The sequence below is a fragment of the Fictibacillus sp. 18YEL24 genome, from assembly GCF_015903855.1.
Taxonomy (GTDB): domain Bacteria; phylum Bacillota; class Bacilli; order Bacillales; family Fictibacillaceae; genus Fictibacillus; species Fictibacillus phosphorivorans_C.
Genome location: NZ_JACZDT010000004.1, coordinates 286,423 through 303,803, shown reverse-complemented (window position 1 = coordinate 303,803; position 17,381 = coordinate 286,423). Strand labels below are relative to the sequence as shown.

The 17,381-nt window shown below is 37.6% G+C and carries 19 protein-coding genes; 4 read left to right on the top strand and 15 right to left on the bottom strand.

Annotation, left to right across the window (positions count from 1 at the left end; translation table 11 throughout):
* Positions 1–23 precede the first annotated feature (23 nt).
* The 5 genes from HU823_RS14695 to wecB all read right to left on the bottom strand — a co-directional run bounded on the left by HU823_RS14695 (position 24) and on the right by wecB (position 5,424).
* A protein-coding gene (locus tag HU823_RS14695) for an IS3 family transposase (RefSeq protein WP_197222542.1) occupies positions 24–1,573 on the bottom strand; the annotation gives its coding sequence in 2 pieces (ribosomal slippage) (positions 24–949 and positions 949–1,573; 1,551 coding nt in all).
* Between the two features lie 96 nt (positions 1,574–1,669).
* Positions 1,670–2,545: an NAD-dependent epimerase/dehydratase family protein gene (locus tag HU823_RS14690; protein ID WP_197222541.1), complete on the bottom strand. Its 876-nt coding sequence runs from the start codon at positions 2,543–2,545 to the stop codon at positions 1,670–1,672.
* Positions 2,542–3,348, bottom strand: a complete 807-nt coding sequence (locus HU823_RS14685) for a dTDP-4-dehydrorhamnose reductase family protein (RefSeq protein WP_231607493.1) — start codon at positions 3,346–3,348, stop codon at positions 2,542–2,544. The genes HU823_RS14690 and HU823_RS14685 overlap by 4 nt, the downstream gene beginning before the upstream one ends.
* A 5-nt stretch (positions 3,349–3,353) precedes the next feature.
* Positions 3,354–4,340 (bottom strand): polysaccharide biosynthesis protein, encoded by a 987-nt coding sequence (locus tag HU823_RS14680; RefSeq protein WP_197222539.1) that lies wholly within the window; start codon positions 4,338–4,340, stop codon positions 3,354–3,356.
* Positions 4,333–5,424, bottom strand: a complete 1,092-nt coding sequence (wecB, locus tag HU823_RS14675; RefSeq protein WP_197222538.1) for a non-hydrolyzing UDP-N-acetylglucosamine 2-epimerase — start codon at positions 5,422–5,424, stop codon at positions 4,333–4,335. Before wecB ends, HU823_RS14680 begins: the two co-directional genes overlap by 8 nt.
* A 176-nt stretch (positions 5,425–5,600) precedes the next feature.
* Here wecB and HU823_RS14670 point away from each other — a divergent pair, with 176 nt between their 5' ends.
* Positions 5,601–6,659, top strand: coding sequence for a glycosyltransferase family 4 protein (locus tag HU823_RS14670; protein WP_197222537.1), 1,059 nt, complete (start codon positions 5,601–5,603; stop codon positions 6,657–6,659).
* A gap of 38 nt (positions 6,660–6,697) precedes the next feature.
* Here HU823_RS14670 and HU823_RS14665 read toward each other — a convergent pair whose 3' ends face one another.
* Genes HU823_RS14665 through HU823_RS14655 form a run of 3 tightly spaced genes read right to left on the bottom strand, consistent with a single transcriptional unit; the run spans position 6,698 to position 8,643 of the window.
* Positions 6,698–7,411 (bottom strand): glycosyltransferase, encoded by a 714-nt coding sequence (locus HU823_RS14665; protein WP_197222536.1) that lies wholly within the window; start codon positions 7,409–7,411, stop codon positions 6,698–6,700.
* Between the two features lie 17 nt (positions 7,412–7,428).
* Positions 7,429–8,352, bottom strand: coding sequence for a glycosyltransferase (locus tag HU823_RS14660; protein WP_197222535.1), 924 nt, complete (start codon positions 8,350–8,352; stop codon positions 7,429–7,431).
* Positions 8,353–8,409: 57 nt separating this feature from the next.
* Positions 8,410–8,643: a hypothetical protein gene (locus HU823_RS14655; protein ID WP_197222534.1), complete on the bottom strand. Its 234-nt coding sequence runs from the start codon at positions 8,641–8,643 to the stop codon at positions 8,410–8,412.
* A gap of 243 nt (positions 8,644–8,886) precedes the next feature.
* Between HU823_RS14655 and HU823_RS14650 the strand changes: the two genes are divergently transcribed.
* Positions 8,887–9,279 carry a hypothetical protein gene (locus tag HU823_RS14650; protein ID WP_197222533.1) on the top strand — a complete coding sequence of 131 codons (393 nt, stop codon included), beginning with the start codon at positions 8,887–8,889 and terminating at the stop codon, positions 9,277–9,279.
* A gap of 144 nt (positions 9,280–9,423) precedes the next feature.
* On the opposite strand, the gene fabI is transcribed toward HU823_RS14650, so the two are convergent.
* The 3 genes from fabI to HU823_RS14635 form a co-directional block, all read right to left on the bottom strand.
* Positions 9,424–10,203, bottom strand: a complete 780-nt coding sequence (gene fabI, locus HU823_RS14645; protein WP_197222532.1) for an enoyl-ACP reductase FabI — start codon at positions 10,201–10,203, stop codon at positions 9,424–9,426.
* A gap of 101 nt (positions 10,204–10,304) precedes the next feature.
* Complete coding sequence (locus tag HU823_RS14640) at positions 10,305–10,451, bottom strand: hypothetical protein (protein ID WP_197222531.1); 147 nt, start codon at positions 10,449–10,451, stop codon at positions 10,305–10,307.
* A 120-nt stretch (positions 10,452–10,571) separates the two neighbouring features.
* A complete protein-coding gene (locus HU823_RS14635; protein ID WP_197222530.1) occupies positions 10,572–12,413 on the bottom strand; it encodes a monovalent cation:proton antiporter family protein in 1,842 nt (613 codons plus the stop codon).
* A 149-nt stretch (positions 12,414–12,562) separates the two neighbouring features.
* On the opposite strand from HU823_RS14635, the gene HU823_RS14630 reads away from it, so the two are divergent.
* Together HU823_RS14630 and prpE are read left to right on the top strand one after the other, a co-directional pair.
* A complete protein-coding gene (locus tag HU823_RS14630) occupies positions 12,563–13,720 on the top strand; it encodes an FtsW/RodA/SpoVE family cell cycle protein (protein ID WP_137789844.1) in 1,158 nt (385 codons plus the stop codon).
* 67 nt (positions 13,721–13,787) lie between these two features.
* The gene (gene prpE, locus HU823_RS14625; RefSeq protein ID WP_197222529.1) at positions 13,788–14,528 is read left to right on the top strand and encodes a bis(5'-nucleosyl)-tetraphosphatase PrpE; all 741 of its coding nucleotides are present in this window, start codon (positions 13,788–13,790) and stop codon (positions 14,526–14,528) included.
* A gap of 51 nt (positions 14,529–14,579) precedes the next feature.
* On the opposite strand, the gene HU823_RS14620 is transcribed toward prpE, so the two are convergent.
* Genes HU823_RS14620 through HU823_RS14605 form a run of 4 tightly spaced genes read right to left on the bottom strand, consistent with a single transcriptional unit; the run spans position 14,580 to position 17,332 of the window.
* Positions 14,580–15,479 carry an RluA family pseudouridine synthase gene (locus HU823_RS14620; RefSeq protein ID WP_197222528.1) on the bottom strand — a complete coding sequence of 300 codons (900 nt, stop codon included), beginning with the start codon at positions 15,477–15,479 and terminating at the stop codon, positions 14,580–14,582.
* Between the two features lies 1 nt (position 15,480).
* Complete coding sequence (locus HU823_RS14615) at positions 15,481–16,275, bottom strand: NAD kinase (protein ID WP_144701110.1); 795 nt, start codon at positions 16,273–16,275, stop codon at positions 15,481–15,483.
* Between the two features lie 14 nt (positions 16,276–16,289).
* Entirely contained in the window at positions 16,290–16,937 is a 648-nt protein-coding gene (locus HU823_RS14610; RefSeq protein WP_066393151.1) for a GTP pyrophosphokinase, read from the bottom strand.
* On the bottom strand, positions 16,934–17,332 hold the full coding sequence (locus HU823_RS14605; protein ID WP_197222527.1) for a hypothetical protein: 399 nt from the start codon (positions 17,330–17,332) through the stop codon (positions 16,934–16,936). Before HU823_RS14605 ends, HU823_RS14610 begins: the two co-directional genes overlap by 4 nt.
* Positions 17,333–17,381: the final 49 nt, after the last annotated feature.

Here is a 17,381-nt window from a genome sequence, read left to right as displayed (position 1 = left end):
GACAGATGAAATAATAAAACACTCTAAGCGGCTTCAACTCTATATTCTATAGGGCTGAGGCCGTTTAGTCGTTTTTGATATCTTTCATAATTATAAAAATGAATATACTCATCTATCGCGAGAGACAGGTCTTCAAATGTATTATATTTATGTAAGTAATACTTCTCGCACTTGAGGGTTCCCCAGAACGATTCCATGGGACCATTATCTATACATCTACCCACACGTGACATGCTTTGCGTCATTTTGGCTTGATCTAACATGCGTTTGAACCCATAAGAAGTATATTGAAAGCCTCGATCACTGTGAATAAGCGGTTGTTCTTCCTCTAACTGTTCGATTGCTCGGTCTAGCGTTTGGAACACGAGACTATTATTATTCGAATGTCCTACTACATAGCTTACGATTGATCCATCATACAAATCTAATATGGCACTTAAATAAGCTTTCTTTTGTGAACCATATTTGAATTCTGTGACATCGGTTACCCATTTTGTATTCTTCTTATGTGCTGTGAATTCACGATTTAGTACATTCTCCGCCACATGTTGGGGGATAGAACGCTTGAATCTACTCTTCTTCTTTCGAATGACGCGCTGTATATCCGCAACCCTCATTAGCCTATAAATCCGTTTAGGATTAAAGTTCTGGTTTAAGATTCGGTTTATATTCATGGTCATTCGACGATAGCCGTAGATGCCCACCACTTTCTTATGGAGAGCTTTCAGCTCTTTTATAATCTCATTATTCTGAAGCTCTTGCTTAGAAGGCGTTCGGTTTAGCCACTTATAATAGGCAGCTCGTGAGAGGCCTGCGATTTCACAAAGCAACAGAATACTTACTTTTTCTTTAATATGTAGTTCCTGAATGGCCATATATTTATTTTCATTTGGAATATAGGCTACTTTTGCCTCCTTTCGATCTCCTCTAACTTTTTTAAGAATGCATTTTCCGCCCGCAACCGTTCATTCTCTCGTTCTAATCTTTTCATCTGTAACTTAAATGCCTCATCAGGTGTTAACTCATGTTCTTGCTTTGTTCTTCCACGCTTGTCTTTAAGCGCTTCGTCTCCATCTTTTTCAAACTTCTTAACCCATTGATACACCTGTTGGTAGGAGACCTTGTATGTTTCAGCTATTTTTAGATAATCCTTCCCATTCTCCAAACAATCAAGTACAATCTGTCTCCGTTCACCCCATGTTGTTTTTCTTCCTTTAGCCATAGAACTCGTCCTCCTCATAGACGTACCCTTTAATTCTCTATGACTATTATACGTCTTAATCCATTCTTGGAGGACGGATCTACTTGAAATACCATACTTTCTGATAAGTTCATTTTGAGAATATTGACCTGACAAATAATCCCTAACAGCTGTGACCTTGAGCTCTTTAGAATAAGACTTCCAGGGACTTGAAGATCTAAGACCTTCCATTCCATATTTCTCAAATTGCTCAATCCATTTCTTAAGCGAGGTCTGGGCTATCTCAAATTTTTTACAAAGCTCTTTTACTGTAAAATTGCCTTCTTTATATGTAGATAAGACTGTGTACTTAAACTCTTTAGAATACCCCATAAAAAACTCCCCTTCAGATAAACAGATTTTTTATTTCATCTGTCTACCTTTAGGGGAGCATATCAATTAGGGACGCTTTTTTTAGTAATTAACTTTTTAAATTAACTGATTGATCTGTAGAAAGTAAGAATTTGCTGTATTGAAATTTCTAATGGGTATTTTTTTTTGCCAATGGAGTTCTTGTAAGAGTTTTGAATCCATGACATGAGGACTGGTATCTGAAGAAGAGCACGTCTCTAAAAAAGTAAGTTTTTCTTTCGTAAACGTTTGAAAGATATCAGCCACTTCTAACAGCGTTGTCATCTTTCCTGATCCCAATTCGTAAGTCTTATTTTTAGAGCCTTTCTTCAACAGAACTTCATAAGCAGATATCGCATCTCTTACATCTAAGAACTCTCGCTCGTTTTTAAGATGACTGATGTTGATAGCACTTTTATCACCAGTCTTCTCCATCTGAATAATACGGTTTGCTAAAAAAGAAACGAAACCAGGTGATCTGCCTGGTCCGATTAAATTACATGGTTTTGCTACCATAAGTTGAAGATCAAATAGATGCGCCCAGTCCGTTACAAGCTCTTCTTGATGTTTTTTACTCACTCCATAAGGATGATCTGTTCCTGAGAGGGCTGAGCTGACAATAACTGTTCGGCATGATGGAACGGCTTTACGTATAGCCTCCAGCAAATAAAGGGTACCTAGAAAATTCACTTCAATCGTTGATGCAGGATCATTCCATGAGCGGGGTACAGAATTTACACCTGCCAGATGCAAACAGAAGTCAGGTTTATAGGAATTAAAGATCTCAGAAACTTTTTCTTTGTCTAAAAGATCACACGTAAATGTACGCACCTTTAAGTTAGATAGATAACTCCTTGAGATCCCAATCACTTCATACCCTTTATCTGCAAAGTGCTGACATGCATGAATTCCTGTAAATCCTGCTGCACCCGTAATTACGATTCTTTTTTTCATTTCAACCAATCTTTTAAATCTTGCACCTGTTTTTCGTAAGATGCCACTTTAAATGCAGAATCTAACCTGGTGTTAAAAAGCGTTCGATCTAATCGTGGCTCGGTATGCGGGATAATATCAACGTCATCCTTTTGATAGATATCCTTGATAATCTTTAAAAGTTCATACTTTGAAAGAATTTCCGGAGCGGTTAAGTGGTAAAGGCCTGTAATCGGATTAGTGATGGTATACTCAATAAATCTAGCAAGCTCTAACGTTGTAACACCGTTCCATTTCACATGGGTAAAACCTTTGATGGTTCCCTTTTGTTTAATAAACCAGTGAAATAAACCGATACCATTCTTCAGCTCAGGACCAATAATGGAAGTTCGAATCGTTAGATGTGGTTGTGTTTTTATTTCTCCAAGCTGTTTTGTTTTGGCATACATCGTGAGTCCATCTGGAACAGATTCTTCATTGTAATTACCTTGATGTCCACTGAACACACAATCCGTACTAATGTGGATCAGTTTTCCACCAAACACATTAAGCTGTTTCGCTAACTCGTGTGGAAGTAAGCTGTTAACCAGAATGGCTTCTCTTTGATGAATGGCAGCATACTCATTTAAAAGACCGATGCAATTAATAATAAGATCGGGTTTATGGTGCTGCACAACTTCAGCAATCTGCGTTAAGTTCGTTGCATCCAGCTGAATATGGCCCTCCGTCCCATCTCTAGAAGTCAGAAGGAGCTCATGTGTTGTCTTTGTTTTGAAATAGGAGGTAATCATATGACCAGCCATCCCATTCGACCCAAGGATCATGATCTTCACGACAGAAATCCACCTTCAACAAGCATCTTATGAATCTCTTCCTTCGTCATTAAATCAGTCTCAGAACTATAACTTTCTAGCTCTACTTTTTCGTAAGAGGCATAATGCTGATTCAAACCTTCAATATCAATAGTCGGAAGAATAACGAAGTATTCGTTATCAAAGAGAACTGTTGTTGCACTTTCATATTCAGATAACAGGATTTCATGAAGCTTCTCTCCTGGACGTTTTCCAAGCTCGATCATCTTTACACCTTTTTCTCCTGATGCATCAATAAGAACTTGTGCTAGATCTGTAATCTTGCACGTAGGCATCTTCATAACAAAGATCTCACCGCCTACACTCTCATAAGTGGCTTTAAAAAGTAACGAGATCGCTTCCTCTAATGTTAAAAAGAAACGTGTCATTTCAAAATCAGTAATGCCCACTTGTCCTTTGTTCTTGATCTGACTTTTAAAGACATGAATAACGCTGCCGTTCGTACCTAAGACATTTCCACCTCTTACGCATACAAATCTTGTATGTTTGCTCAGTAGGTTTGCATGAATGATTAACTTTTCACCGATCGCTTTCGTCATTCCATAAAGATTAGAAGGATTCGCTGCTTTGTCAGTTGAAATATAGATCACTTTCGTTACCTTATGATGAATGGCTGTTTCGATTACATTTTGTGTTCCTTGAATATTACTTTTTAGTGCTTCATAAGGTTGAAGCTCACAGATGGGCACATGCTTTAATGCTGCAAGATGATAGATATAATTTATGCCTTCACTCGCTCTCATCAAGGAATCTTTATCTCTGATATCACCAATCATAAAGGTAAGCTTGGGATTATAATCAAACTGTCTTTGCATAGCTACTTGACTTGCTTCATTACGTGAGAGGACGATGATTTCTTTCGGTTCTTTTGGCAGAAGCTGTTTGACTAGCTCATGACCCCAAGACCCCGTTCCCCCCGTAATTAAAATTCTTTTATTAAACAATACTATTTCCTCCTAAAATAAACTTTACGACTCGATCTGAAACATCTAAATCTCCATAGCCTTCGGGAATGGACCATTGCTTCTTCTGATTTGTCATTACTTTTACTGAAGCCAAAATCTGTTCTGCTGAAACACCCGATACACAATTGCTGCCGCACTCAACGGTTTCTGGCCGTTCAGTACTATTTCTCATCGTTACAGTCGGTACTTGGAACAAACAACATTCCTCTTGAACGGTCCCGCTATCTGTTAGTGCGCAAAATGCGTGCTTTTCTAACTTTACAAAATCAAAAAATCCAAAGGGTTCATGAAACTGTACCAACGGATGCATCTGTAACGTACTGCTCTCTAGAATTCTTGATTTCGTACGTGGATGAATGGAACAGATGATAGGCATGTTAAAATGTTCAGCAACTAAATTTAAACCTGTTAATATTTCTTTTAAATGAACGTGATTGTCCACGTTCTCAGCACGATGGGCTGTGACTAACATATACTTTCCTTTTGAAACATTTAACTTTTCTAGAATTCTGCTATTATCAATCTGTTCTTCAAATTGAGTTAACACTTCATAGATCGGGTTACCTGAAACCATGATTCGGTTAATAGGAACACCTTCTCTTATTAAGTTCTCTCTACTGTATTTGGTATACGGCAGATTAAAGGTAGAGATGGCGTCAATTACTTTTCTGTTTTTCTCTTCTGGTACATTCAGGTCAAAACATCGGTTACCCGCTTCCATATGAACAACTGGTATGTTCAACCTTTCTGTAACGATAGAAGGCAGAGCACTGTTCGTATCACCTAGAACCAAAACTTTATCTGGCCTCTCGTGCAACAATATTTTCTCTAGCTCTGAAAACAGATGTGCAATTTGATTTCCGAAAGAAAATTGTTGTTTCATTAAAATATAGTCTGGCTTTCTGAGTTGAAACTCTTGGAAAAACACGTCGTTTAATGAAGGTGTAAAATTTTGTCCCGTATGAATCAAAATATGTTGATCTGCTAACTGATCAAGTTTTTTGATGATCAAACTTAGCCGTATAATCTCTGGACGTGTTCCAAGAATAGTTACTATTTTCAATGAAACTCTCCTTCCTTTATTAAAATTAAGACTTTATATTAAACTATGATTGTATTCCCAATGTGGACTAGACCCCTACCCTGTTCATAAAAAAAAGGCTGCTATTTAACCTACCTTATTTAACAACTTTTCAGGATGTTCATATGATGGCTTATAAGGTAAAAAGGAGCTATCAAATGACAAAATCAAAAATTCTCTTTGTCTTTTATTTACCAAGCGGCGGAATGGAAACCCTAAACCGTCAACGTTGTAAAGCACTACAAAACTATGATATTGAATGCCACCTGCTTTATTTACAAAATGGAACAGGCATGCAGAATATTTCTTTGATTCCTACTTATGTAACTAATGCTGATGCTGAGATTAAGAAAATCCTATCCAAAAACTTTGATGCAATCTTTGTTAGCTCTGACATGAATATGCTAAAAAGAATTCGTGATCTTGGTTACAAAGGAAAATTAATCTATGAAATTCAAGGATTAGGTAGTGTGAAAACTGCGGAAAAAATTTTAACACAAGCGGTACCGTTTGTAGTAAATTATTCAAATGGCATCCTATATCCAAAGACATCACACTTAATGAGATTAATGGATACTCTTTATCCTTCTACTCCAAAACATTGTTTTCACAACTGTTTTGATAGTAAAGAATTTGGATACCGTTCTATCACTCGTACGTCATACCCGATAATTGGCTGGATTGGAAGATTAGAGCTAAATAAAAACTGGGATGAATATCTTATGTTTGCTATGCGTTTCATAAAACAGAAACCTAACACAAAATTTTGGATGTTTATTGATGACACACTTGGAAATCACCATGAGAAAGTACGATTTAATAAATTGTTAAACAGATATAAACTAACAAACGCTGTAGTCGTTCACGCCAATGTTCCTCATAAACAAATGGCGGACTATCTTTCAATTATTGGAGATAGTGGAGGATTTTTATTATCTACTTCTAAGGTTGAAGGTTTTGGCTATGCTGTTGTAGAGGCGATGAGCTGTAAATGTCCTGTTCTCACTTCAGATTCTGATGGCGTAAAGGCGTTTATCACCCATAATATTACTGGGAAATTTTATATGAATGAAAACATAGGATCAGCCGTTTTACAGGGAATTGAACTAATAGATAATCTTGAGCTTAGAAATAACATTATTAATCATGCATTAAATCACCTGTCTTTATTTGATTTAGAAACGTATGCACATGAATTTATTAAAATATTAAAATAAAAAGGCTGCTATATAGCGGCCTTTTTATTTTAATATTTTTAATGAAGGACAGACTTTACTAAAGCATTCATTTTTGTTATGTGCCGTTCAATCGTTGATTGGATTTCTTTCCGCATCTCTATTCTGTGTTGTTTTGTTCCCATATTCTCATGCACTCTATAATGGACAAGTGCTTCTGGAAAATAATAAAAATGAAAGTGAGGCAAGATCCTTAGCCAAAAATCATAATCTTGTGTGTAGAGTAAACTTTCGTCGAATAGTCCAAAATGTTTGAACACATTCATATTTAACATAACCGTACACCCGTTTATCACACACCCTCTTCGCATTCGTTTAAAAAATTGGACTTGTTTTGAAAAACCTATACCTTGAGGATGAGAAACAATGGACCCCTGATCATTAATTAAATAAAAGTTTGAATAGCTGGCCATTGCATTGTTTTTCAACATAAAGTAAAGTTGCTTTTCAATCTTAGTTGACTGAAAAGTATCATCTGAACTAAGCCAAGCAAAATAATCACCAGAGGAATTCTTTATACCTAAATTTAACGCTGAAGCTGTACCACCATTTTCTTTTTCAATATAAGTAATTCTATTTAAGTATGGGATTATTTTCTCATGGTGCTTAGTAGATCCGTCATTCACTACAATAATCTCTATGTTCTGATAAGTTTGATTTAAGGCACTCTCTATGGCTTGTGCAATAAATGGGCAATTGAAAAATGGGATAACAATAGTTACTTTATTGTTCAATGAAAAGAACCCCCTCCTTACCGAGTAGTATTTTGTAAGAATTGTTGAATAGTATGAACCATTTCTTTAGCTCTAATTTCAGTGGTATGTTTTTGACGTATTAATTGTAAGCCGCTCTGGATAATTTGTTCACGATGATAATCATTTATTAAGAAGTAGTCTAGCTTTTCTTTAAAATTTGTTTCATCTATTGCCACAAAAGTTTGACCATCAATAAAGCCTAGATCTATTAATTCATCTGAAGCTGGAGCAGCTAGCAATGTTCCACAAGCTAGCACTTCAAAGTACTTTAGTAGAGGGAAATGATGAATAGAATCACAAGTTAGAAAGATTTTAGCTCTACTTATGGTTGTAGCGTAACTTTCACCAGCTATACCCTTTCCTGCTATTCCGTATCCTGGGTGAGAATAATACACAAACCTAGGATCCCTTTTTAATTGTTGAAGAAGATATTGACGAAAAGGATAGATGTGTGAAAATGTAGCTCCCATTAGTAAAAGCGGAATCTCTTTAGGTATTGAATACGGTTGGAAAATCCACTCAGGCACATGATGCGGAAACCAAACAAACCTGTTGATATGGTCTGGCAGCCACCTATTAAAAGCCTCACGGTAATGGCAAAAAATCAGCGCAGGTTTTTCTTGGTGAATCAAAGCATTTCTTTTTGATAATTTATAATGAAGATCATGCATCAATGTGCCATGGGGTATCGACAAATTTTTTAATCCTCTTATAAATGGCCGATACTCAGGTTTATAATCATTTAAAAGAATGAAATCAGGTTTAATAGAAAATTGATCTAGTATTAATTTAATGTCACCATCATGGTGCCATGTTACAAGATTAGTTATTTTAGCGAGTTCTTGTTCTAAATAAAAACTGCTTCGTTCCAATTGCTGTGAACGGTCTTTAGTAATAAATAGAAGGTTAATCTTCCTCATTTCTCTCTCCCTTCAAATTAAATAACTCCACGCTTAAGCGTGGAGTTGCATTTTAATCTACAGCTCAACCAATAGAATTTTGTCTAATGATACGTAAGAACGAGTAGCACCTGCTGAACCTGCTTGTGTAAATACTACAAAGTCTCCCCCAACTTCTAGCACTCTTACACCTGTTAAGTCAGGTGTACCTGCTGGTTGGTTTGAATCAACAAGAAATACTTCTGAAATCAATTGTTGAGTTGCTAAAAGCTGAACAAAAATGTAACGGTAAGGACCAAAATAATTTGACATTGTTAATAAACACTCCTTTAACACTTTGGGCACTTGTTAAGCCCTACTTTAATATATTCTTTTCGTTCATATTGGTTTGGACAAACGTCTTCCTTTTAAAAAATGGACTATTCGAGTAAATGCCCATTTAAAGTAAAAATGGTTTAATACCCCATTCCATTTCGTACAAACATCCATATAGTATAGTAACCTGATAACTGAGAGAAATCAGGTACATGTATCTATTTCAAAGGAGGAAATACATTGAGTTTATTTAATAATGGCTCATGTTGTGGCAATGGCAATACAGCTGGCACAACGAAATCTAAGTGCGGTGGCTGTGTGTGTGAACTTTTGAACCAGCTTGCTAACGCTAGAATGACTGGAAATTTCTGCACAATGGGGCAGCAACAAGTTGTTCAGCTTATTTTAAAAGGTGCTTCAGATCCACTAGGCGTAGCACCAGGGCAAGCAACAGATTTTACTGTAGTAAGTTTCGACCCTGAAACTTGTTGTGCAGTCTTTTCTTTCCGCCAAGGTGGTCCAGGTGCGCCAAGTGGTGGCAACGAAACACGCACAATCGTACTAGATTGTCGTTGCATCTGTGGAATCATTTGTGTTCCAGAACGCAATGGCGGTTCAACAGTAGGGCTTTAATCCTCGTAAACTTTAAAAAGGCTGCTGAGTAAAGGATACAGCCACAACTTTAAATAGGACTGATGAGAATAGGATACAGTCCGAGTCACAAAAAAAACCCCGAATCCCATTGAGAGCATTCGGGGTTTTGTCTATTCATTTTTATTAACGTGCGATTGTATTATATCCACTATCTACGTGAAGAATCTCACCTGTAATGCCACGAGCCAAGTCACTCATTAAGAACAGTGCAGCATCTCCAACTTCTTCTTGCGTATTTGCTTTGCGGAGAGGAGATTTTTCTTCGATCTCTTTTAGTACAGAGTTAAAGTCTCCGATTCCTTTTGCAGCAAGAGTACGGATAGGTCCAGCTGAAATAGCATTAACACGTATGCCGTCTTTACCTACGTCACTTGCAAGATACTTCACGCTTGCGTCTAATGAAGCTTTAGCAACACCCATAACGTTGTAGTTAGAAACTACTCTTTCTCCTCCAAGATACGTTAGCGTCACGATGCTACCGCCTTCTGTCATAAGAGGACGAGCTTCTTTAACTACTGCCGTAAGTGAATACGATGAAATATTGTGAGCCAGCAGGAATCCTTCACGTGTTGTGTTTAAATACTCCCCTTTTAATTCTTCTGTGTTAGCAAAAGCGATACAATGAGCGAGTCCGTGGATCACGCCAACTTCTTCTTTTAACGTAGAGAAAGTTTTTTTAATTTCTTCATCATTCGTAATATCACAAGGAAGGACGATTGAATCATTTCTTCCTAGTGACTCTGCTAGATCCCGAACATTCTTCTCTAATCTTTCACCCGCATATGTAAATACTAGGCGCGCACCTGCATTTGAAAGAGATTGTGCAATTCCCCAAGCAATACTTCTCTTATTCGCAACACCCATTACTACAAACGTTTTGTTTTCTAATGATAGTTTATACATATAAAGCTGCCTCCCCATCGTTCTGTTCATTTTATTTATTAGTATTTGTTATTAGTACCAAGTCCTAATTAGTATAACAGAAGTAGAGAGGATTTTCACTATTAACCTTTACTAGTCTGAATATCTTTCACTTCATAACCGCATGATTCACAGCGATAGATTACATTTTGATTTGATTGAGCGATTAAGACCTCATGGTTTAAAGCATGATCTTTACCGCATTTTGGACAATGAACAACTGGTATCATATCATTTCAACTCCTAAATTATTTAACGTTACGCTTAGCATGCTCATTTTTATAGAATTTAGGACTTATCTTTTTTACAGCAAACGAAAAGCACTGACTTTTAAAGTCAGTGCTTTTTAATTAACCAAGTATTTGTCTCATCTTCATCACTTGTTGCTTACTGCCTGTCACAACCATTTTATCTCCTAATAATATCTCCGTGTCACCATGCGGAACGATCGACTCTTTTCCTCGGTAGATTCGTACGATAATGCTATCGCCAAGAAAAGGAAAGTTTCTTAAAGCTGTTCTATGGTAAGCACTATTTTCAACGAGGATTTCATTCAGACTATTATCAGAGGTTGTAAGAATATCCACTACTGATGGATTCTCTATTAACGCTTTTAACAATACTTGAGAAGAGAAGTATACAGAATATACTTCGATCCCTTTATCCTTCAGTGCATCTCTCTTTAAAGGATTCTCTATACGAGCGACAACTCGTTCAACACCTTCGTCTTTTGCGATCACAGCAAGGCTTTCATTCGTCTCATCGCTTCCAGTTGCCAATACAATGATATCTGTATCAAAAACATTTGCCTGAATCAACGTTGGTGTTTCGTAATCATCCAGTTCTTGAATTTTAAAGCTATCCAATTGCTTTTGATCTTTTTCTTCTTGCTTTGTGTGATACAGACGATATTCAAACCGTGATTGATCGAGCTCTGTCGTTAATGGCAGTGTAAATTGATTCGCGCCAACAAAAACAAGTTGTTCTTTCCCAACTTCTTCTTCCTCTTTTTTAGGAAACAGTTTCTTGAAGAATATAGGTGTAATGATGGCGCTAATAACAGCAGTTAAGATTAATGCTGATGATGTACGAGCATCAATCACATTGATTCGCTCCCCGATCTTTGCAGCAGCGATCACCAACGAAAGTGTCGATGTTAATAAGAATCCTGCAGCCGTTACCGTTTTCCAGTCATACCATTTTCGAAGGTACAAAATAGGTAAAAACTTAGAAATAAGCAATGCGATCAATAACAACGGGATAAGCGCTAATGCTTTAGGATCCGCAAATATGGAGCGAATGTCGAGCTCAACCCCTACCATTACGAAAAAGATGGGAATTAAGAATCCATATCCAAAAGAATCAAGTTTATGAACAAGCTGTTTATTCGGTGAAAGAAGAGAAACGAGAACACCTGCTAAGAAAGCTCCTAAGATATTCTCAGCCCCAACAGACTCAGACAGTCCGACCAAGACGATAATCAATGTGAAAACAGCTCTTGTATCTAACTGTATGGTTCCTTTTGACATCGTATCTAAAAACGAGCGATTTCTCATCTGTTTTCCGATAAAGTACAGCAGAACACCCGCTGCAAAGAGAATAAGTAGCAGCCACATTCTGCTCGGATCTCCTGATTCCATAGAAACAAAGAGAGCGAGGAGGATCATCGTTACTAGATCTGCAATAACCGCGACTAGTAAGATGATCTGACCGATCGTTGTCTTAGACAGCTTCTCTTCTTTTAATGTCGGTACGACTACTCCGAGCGAGATCGTTGATATTACAAGCGTCATAAAGAACGCACTCTCTGTAAATCCACCCCAAACAAATAAAAGAGATAATCCATACGACAGAATGAGTATGAACAGAAAGATGATACTCGAAACAACAAGTCGATTCGGTTCTTTCTTTTCTTTCTTTTTCTTAGAATTAGATTCACCTGCAAAGATACTAAAATCAATTTCAAGGCCACTTAAGAACATTAAGAAAATAAAGCCGAGTACAGATAAGATCTCAAGCCATGCGTCAGAATGAACGACATCAAAACCGCTCTTCCCTAAAATAATTCCTACGATAATTTCAGCTACGACTACAGGTATAACACGCAACCGAAATTTGTTTAGCAGAATAGGAACAAAAAATGCTGTAAGGATGACTAATACTAATGAAGTAAACGATGCATGTTCTTCCATAAAACCTCCGTCGTTTCTTTAGATTATTGGTTTACTATAGTAAAGCAGAAAAAGAAATGTCAAACGATTATGCTCAAAATGATTTGCAAACCCACTGATTTTAGGTAAGATAATACATGTTATTGTTTTACTTTAAGGAGTCGATCCACATGCAAAATAACCACAAATCACCATGGCAGCAACTCGATTACAATCTTTTGTTTCTATTGTTCTTAATGGTCATCACGAGCTGTGTAGCCATCTATAGCGCGCAGATGATGGATCAATACGGCAGCAACTTCGTCATAAAGCAACTCGTTTGGTACTTTATCGGTGGAATCGCTGTAGTCGGCGTTATGGTATTAGATTTCGATCAGTTTAGAAAATTATCTTGGTACGTATATGGGTTCGGTATCCTGTTACTGCTTGGTATTCTAGTCGCTCCTGAGAGCATCGTTCCAAATATCAATGGTGCGCAGAGCTGGTACAGATTTGGTCCTTTCGCATTGCAGCCTTCAGAGCTTGTAAAAGTGGCACTCGTTATTGCGATCGCCAACACAATTGCTACTCATAATGAAAAGTATATTGTCCGCTCTTTGCATGAAGACCTTTTATTGCTAGGAAAAATTGCTCTAATCGCTGGTTTTCCTACACTATTAGTTCTTATGCAGCCTGACTTGGGTACGAGTCTTGTATTCATGGCGATCACAGGTAGCCTTTTACTTGTATCAGGAATCAGATGGAGAATAATTGTTATCCTTATTCTTTCCTTTATCTTGTTCATATCAATCCTAGTTTGGATATATTTTACCTTTCCACAATTTTTCGTGGATCATATTCTTGATCAATATCAGCTTAATCGTTTCTACGCTTGGCTGGAACCTTACGAACACAAAGATGCAGGATATCATACAAGAAACGCACTACTTGCGATCGGAAGTGGAATGCTTTTCGGTAAAGGCTTTACAGAAGGTTCAGTTTATCTTCCAGAAGCACAGACTGATTTTATCTTCTCAATCATTGGTGAAGAGTTTGGTTTCTTCGGAACAAGTATCGTGATCTCCCTATTCTTCTTGATGGTTTACAGAATGATCAATACGGCTCTTGAGAGTAATGAAGCTTTTGGAAGTTATTTATGTGCAGGCGTAATTGGCATGCTAACGTTCCAGGTGTTCCAGAATATTGGTATGAACATTCAAGTAATGCCGATTACAGGAATTCCCCTACCGTTTATTAGTTACGGAGGAAGTTCGATTCTCGCTTACATGATAGCCTTCGGTCTCGTTCTAAACGTTCGGTCAAGGACCACTAAATATATGTTTGAATAACACCTGATATTTTTCAGGTGTTTTTCTTTTGTCTTTGAAGTATCCTAATGATTGTGAGGTGATAGATATGAAATTTGATATTATCGGTGACATTCATGGATGTTTTACAGAATACAGAGATCTCGTAAAGAAACTAGGATATGAATGGACTAACACCCTTCCTGTACATAAAGACAACCGAAAACTCGTATTTTTAGGTGACTTGATGGATCGTGGACCAGAATCAATAAAAGTAATGGAACATGTCTATGAACTTGTACAAAATAATCTAGCCCTATACTCACCAGGTAATCATTGCAACAAGCTGTATCGATATTTTTTAGGACGCAACGTTCAGATTCAACATGGACTTGAGACAACGGTTGCAGAACTTAACGCGCTCTCAGCTGCTGAAAGACAAAGTGTCCGAGACCATTTCTGTATCCTTTATGAAAATGCTCCACTTTATCTGCATCTCGATAACGGTAAGTTAGTCGTTGCTCATGCTGGCATTCGAGAAGATTATGTTGGGCAATTCCATAACAAAGTGAAAACTTTTGTCTTATATGGAGATATTACGGGTAAGTCTAATCCTGACGGAACGCCTGTACGAAGAGATTGGGCAAAAAAACACTCAGGAAAAATCACCATCGTTTACGGACATACCCCAGTCGAAGAAGTGCGTCATGTTCAAAACACTTGGAACATTGATACAGGATGTGTTTTCGGTGGTAAGTTAAGCGCGCTTCGGTATCCAGAAATGGAGACGGTGAGCGTCCCGTCAACCATGCCTCATGTTCCTGAAAAGTTCCGGTCTTTCCACGATTAAAAAAGAGGAGTGCCGAGCCTATAGGCAGCACTCCTCTTTTCTTTGTGAACGTTACCGATCTTTCCAAAGCTCTTTCATGTCTTGAGGTAAATCTGCAACTAACATGATGTGTTTCTCTGTAAAAGGATGGATGAACGAAGCTTTCTCACTATGCAAAGCCTGACGCCGAATCCTTTCTAATGTACCTCCATACATGTCATCCCCAAGTAAAGGGTGGCCGATTGAAGACATATGTACTCTAATCTGATGAGTTCTCCCTGTTTCTAAACGTAAAGAGACAACCGTGAAGTTTGCTTCTTTCACATACTCGATCTTTTCATAATGAGTGATCGAGCGCTGGCCATCTTCACTTACCATTCTTTCGATGATACTCTCTGGGTTTCTTGCGATTGGACGATCAATAGTTCCACTTTCATCCTGTAATTCACCATGAACAAAAGCAATATATTCTCTCTTTATAACTTTATCTTTTTGTTGTTTCGACATAAGTGAATGTGCGAATCGATGTTTCGCTATCAATACAATCCCTGAAGTATCCTTATCTAATCGGTTTACCGCATGAAATGTACCTGGGATATCATGTTGATGATAATAAAATAAAACGGCTGAAGCAAGGGAACCATTCGGCTGATAGAGAGATGGGATGGTTGGCATACCAGCAGGTTTATGAACCGCTATAAAATGTTGATCTTCATAGATAATGTCTAAAGAAATATTCTCTGCTTCCATTGTGGAGCTCTTTGTTTCTGGAGGAAACCATACTGTGACCTCGTCACCTCCATGAAGTTGTGTCCTTACAGTTACTTCTTTTTTGTTCACAAAAAGAGCGCCGCCGTGAAACTTAATATCGGTCAGCGCTGCTTTAGAAATCTGTTTCTTTTTTAAATACTCCCGTAAAAGAACGGGAGCTTCTTCATTTTGTACATACCATGTAATAGTAAATGTATTCATATTAATCTCCGACGAATGATTCTTTAACTCTTTTCCAGAATGGAAAAGGACGGAAGCGAGCAAAACGAATCTTTTCTTCAGCTACTCGATATTGTATAGACTTTACTTTTTTCTGAACTAAAAATCGATGGTCGATCGTAATATGGAAATCTACATCGTTTACGGGTTTTAGTATACACGTATGATGCTGTGGCAAAACGAGCGGTGAACCTATCGTTCGGAAAACTCGATTGTTTATAGAAGCCATTTCTGATAATTGTATAGATGCAAGGGACGGGTGGATGATTGCTCCACCGAGTGCTTTATTATACGCTGTACTTCCTGAAGGAGTTGAAATACAAAGACCATCGCCTCTGAATGTTTCAAATTTTTCTCCCTTGATCTCAACATCCATGACGAGGGATCCTTCCACACTTTTCACCGTACATTCGTTAACAGCTAGATATCGTTTCTCATCTAACCCATCAATATATCTTACTGTAACCTCTAATAATGGATATTCAACAATTTGAAAAGGTGTTTTTGCGATATGTATAACGAGCTTTTCCACCTCTTCAGGCAACCAGTCTGCAAAAAAACCAAGGTGACCGGTATGGACACCAACAAAAGCAGTTTTGTCGATGCGATGTACATAATGATGGAACGCGTGAAGCAATGTTCCATCACCACCAACTGTTATCACAATCTCAGGCTCTTCTTCTTCATAAACCAGTTCAAATTCTTCAAGATATGCCCGAATTTTTTCTGTTAAGATATTGGATTTATTATCTCCTTTTGATACGATGGCAAATTTCATTCTCTCTCCATCCTTTATGATCCTAAATTAGTTTCATTGGATTTATCATTGCGTTCCAAAAACACAAGCTGAGCTTCTTGAATTTCCCCTTTGATCTGAGACATCTCTTCGTCTAATCTGTTTGCCGCTTCTGCCGCTCTTTGTAGCCTTTGACGAATATCTTCAGGAATTTGTCCTTGATACTTATAATTCATAGAGTGTTCGATCGTAGCCCAAAAATTCATAGCTAGTGTTCGGACTTGAACTTCTACAAGAATCTTCTTTTCTCCATCTAATACTTGAACGGGATACTCGATAACGATATGGTACGAACGATAACCACTTGGTTTTTTATGTGTGATATAGTCGCGTTCTTCTACAATCGTAAAATCATTGCGCTGCCTGAGAAGATTTATTACGGTTTTTATATCATCAGTAAACTGACACATGATTCGAAGTCCCGCTAAATCTTGAATTTCCGTTTCTAAATGTTGATCGGGAATGTTCTTTTGATAGGCCTTGTTCACGATTGACTTGATGGGTTTCACTCTTCCAGTAACAAACTCAATGGGACAATGCTGATTTGATTTTTCAAATTGCTCACGCATTCCTCTGAATTTAATCTTAAGCTCATCAACAGCTTGCTTGTACGGAATTAATAGAGCTTCCCAGTCCATGCTCATTGGGCTTTTTCCTCAGTTCCAAAAATCTTGATCACTTCATCTTCCATCTGTTGCCCATAGTTAGCATTTCCTTGTATGTTGTCTGTTAAGAAGTCCATTTCTCTAGAGAAAGCAGTAAGTTCAAGCTCTTCTCTTTTTTGATTTTGAACAGCGAAAACGGCATCTTTTTGAAGAGCACTTTTCACTTCGTTCCAATGATTATGATCAATTGAGATATAAATGAATCCATCTTCATCCTCAAGAACATAGATGAATGCTAACCCATCAGAATCGACCAGCATTCTTTCGCTGTCTTTCCAGTCAGAAAGTCCTGTGTTTTCTTCATTCTCAATAAGCAAAATGAGCTTATTTTCTTTCCATGCAGTTGACTGCACATTCAATCGTCGTGGCATCATGTTAACAACCTCCTGTTTCTTCTTTTTTAGTGTAACACAAAATAGGAGT

Bases quoted from the DNA above. Each gene is read 5' to 3' on its own strand.
- HU823_RS14690 (WP_197222541.1), bottom strand. From the start codon at position 2,545: ATGAAAAAAAGAATCGTAATTACGGGTGCAGCAGGATTTACAGGAATT.
- HU823_RS14685 (WP_231607493.1), bottom strand. From the start codon at position 3,348: ATGATCCTTGGGTCGAATGGGATGGCTGGTCATATGATTACCTCCTAT.
- HU823_RS14670 (WP_197222537.1), top strand. From the start codon at position 5,601: ATGACAAAATCAAAAATTCTCTTTGTCTTTTATTTACCAAGCGGCGGA.
- HU823_RS14660 (WP_197222535.1), bottom strand. From the start codon at position 8,352: ATGAGGAAGATTAACCTTCTATTTATTACTAAAGACCGTTCACAGCAA.
- HU823_RS14655 (WP_197222534.1), bottom strand. From the start codon at position 8,643: ATGTCAAATTATTTTGGTCCTTACCGTTACATTTTTGTTCAGCTTTTA.
- fabI (WP_197222532.1), bottom strand. From the start codon at position 10,203: ATGTATAAACTATCATTAGAAAACAAAACGTTTGTAGTAATGGGTGTT.
- HU823_RS14640 (WP_197222531.1), bottom strand. From the start codon at position 10,451: ATGATACCAGTTGTTCATTGTCCAAAATGCGGTAAAGATCATGCTTTA.
- HU823_RS14635 (WP_197222530.1), bottom strand. From the start codon at position 12,413: ATGGAAGAACATGCATCGTTTACTTCATTAGTATTAGTCATCCTTACA.
- HU823_RS14630 (WP_137789844.1), top strand. From the start codon at position 12,563: ATGCAAAATAACCACAAATCACCATGGCAGCAACTCGATTACAATCTT.
- prpE (WP_197222529.1), top strand. From the start codon at position 13,788: ATGAAATTTGATATTATCGGTGACATTCATGGATGTTTTACAGAATAC.
- HU823_RS14620 (WP_197222528.1), bottom strand. From the start codon at position 15,479: ATGAATACATTTACTATTACATGGTATGTACAAAATGAAGAAGCTCCC.
- HU823_RS14615 (WP_144701110.1), bottom strand. From the start codon at position 16,275: ATGAAATTTGCCATCGTATCAAAAGGAGATAATAAATCCAATATCTTA.
- HU823_RS14610 (WP_066393151.1), bottom strand. From the start codon at position 16,937: ATGAGCATGGACTGGGAAGCTCTATTAATTCCGTACAAGCAAGCTGTT.
- HU823_RS14605 (WP_197222527.1), bottom strand. From the start codon at position 17,332: ATGATGCCACGACGATTGAATGTGCAGTCAACTGCATGGAAAGAAAAT.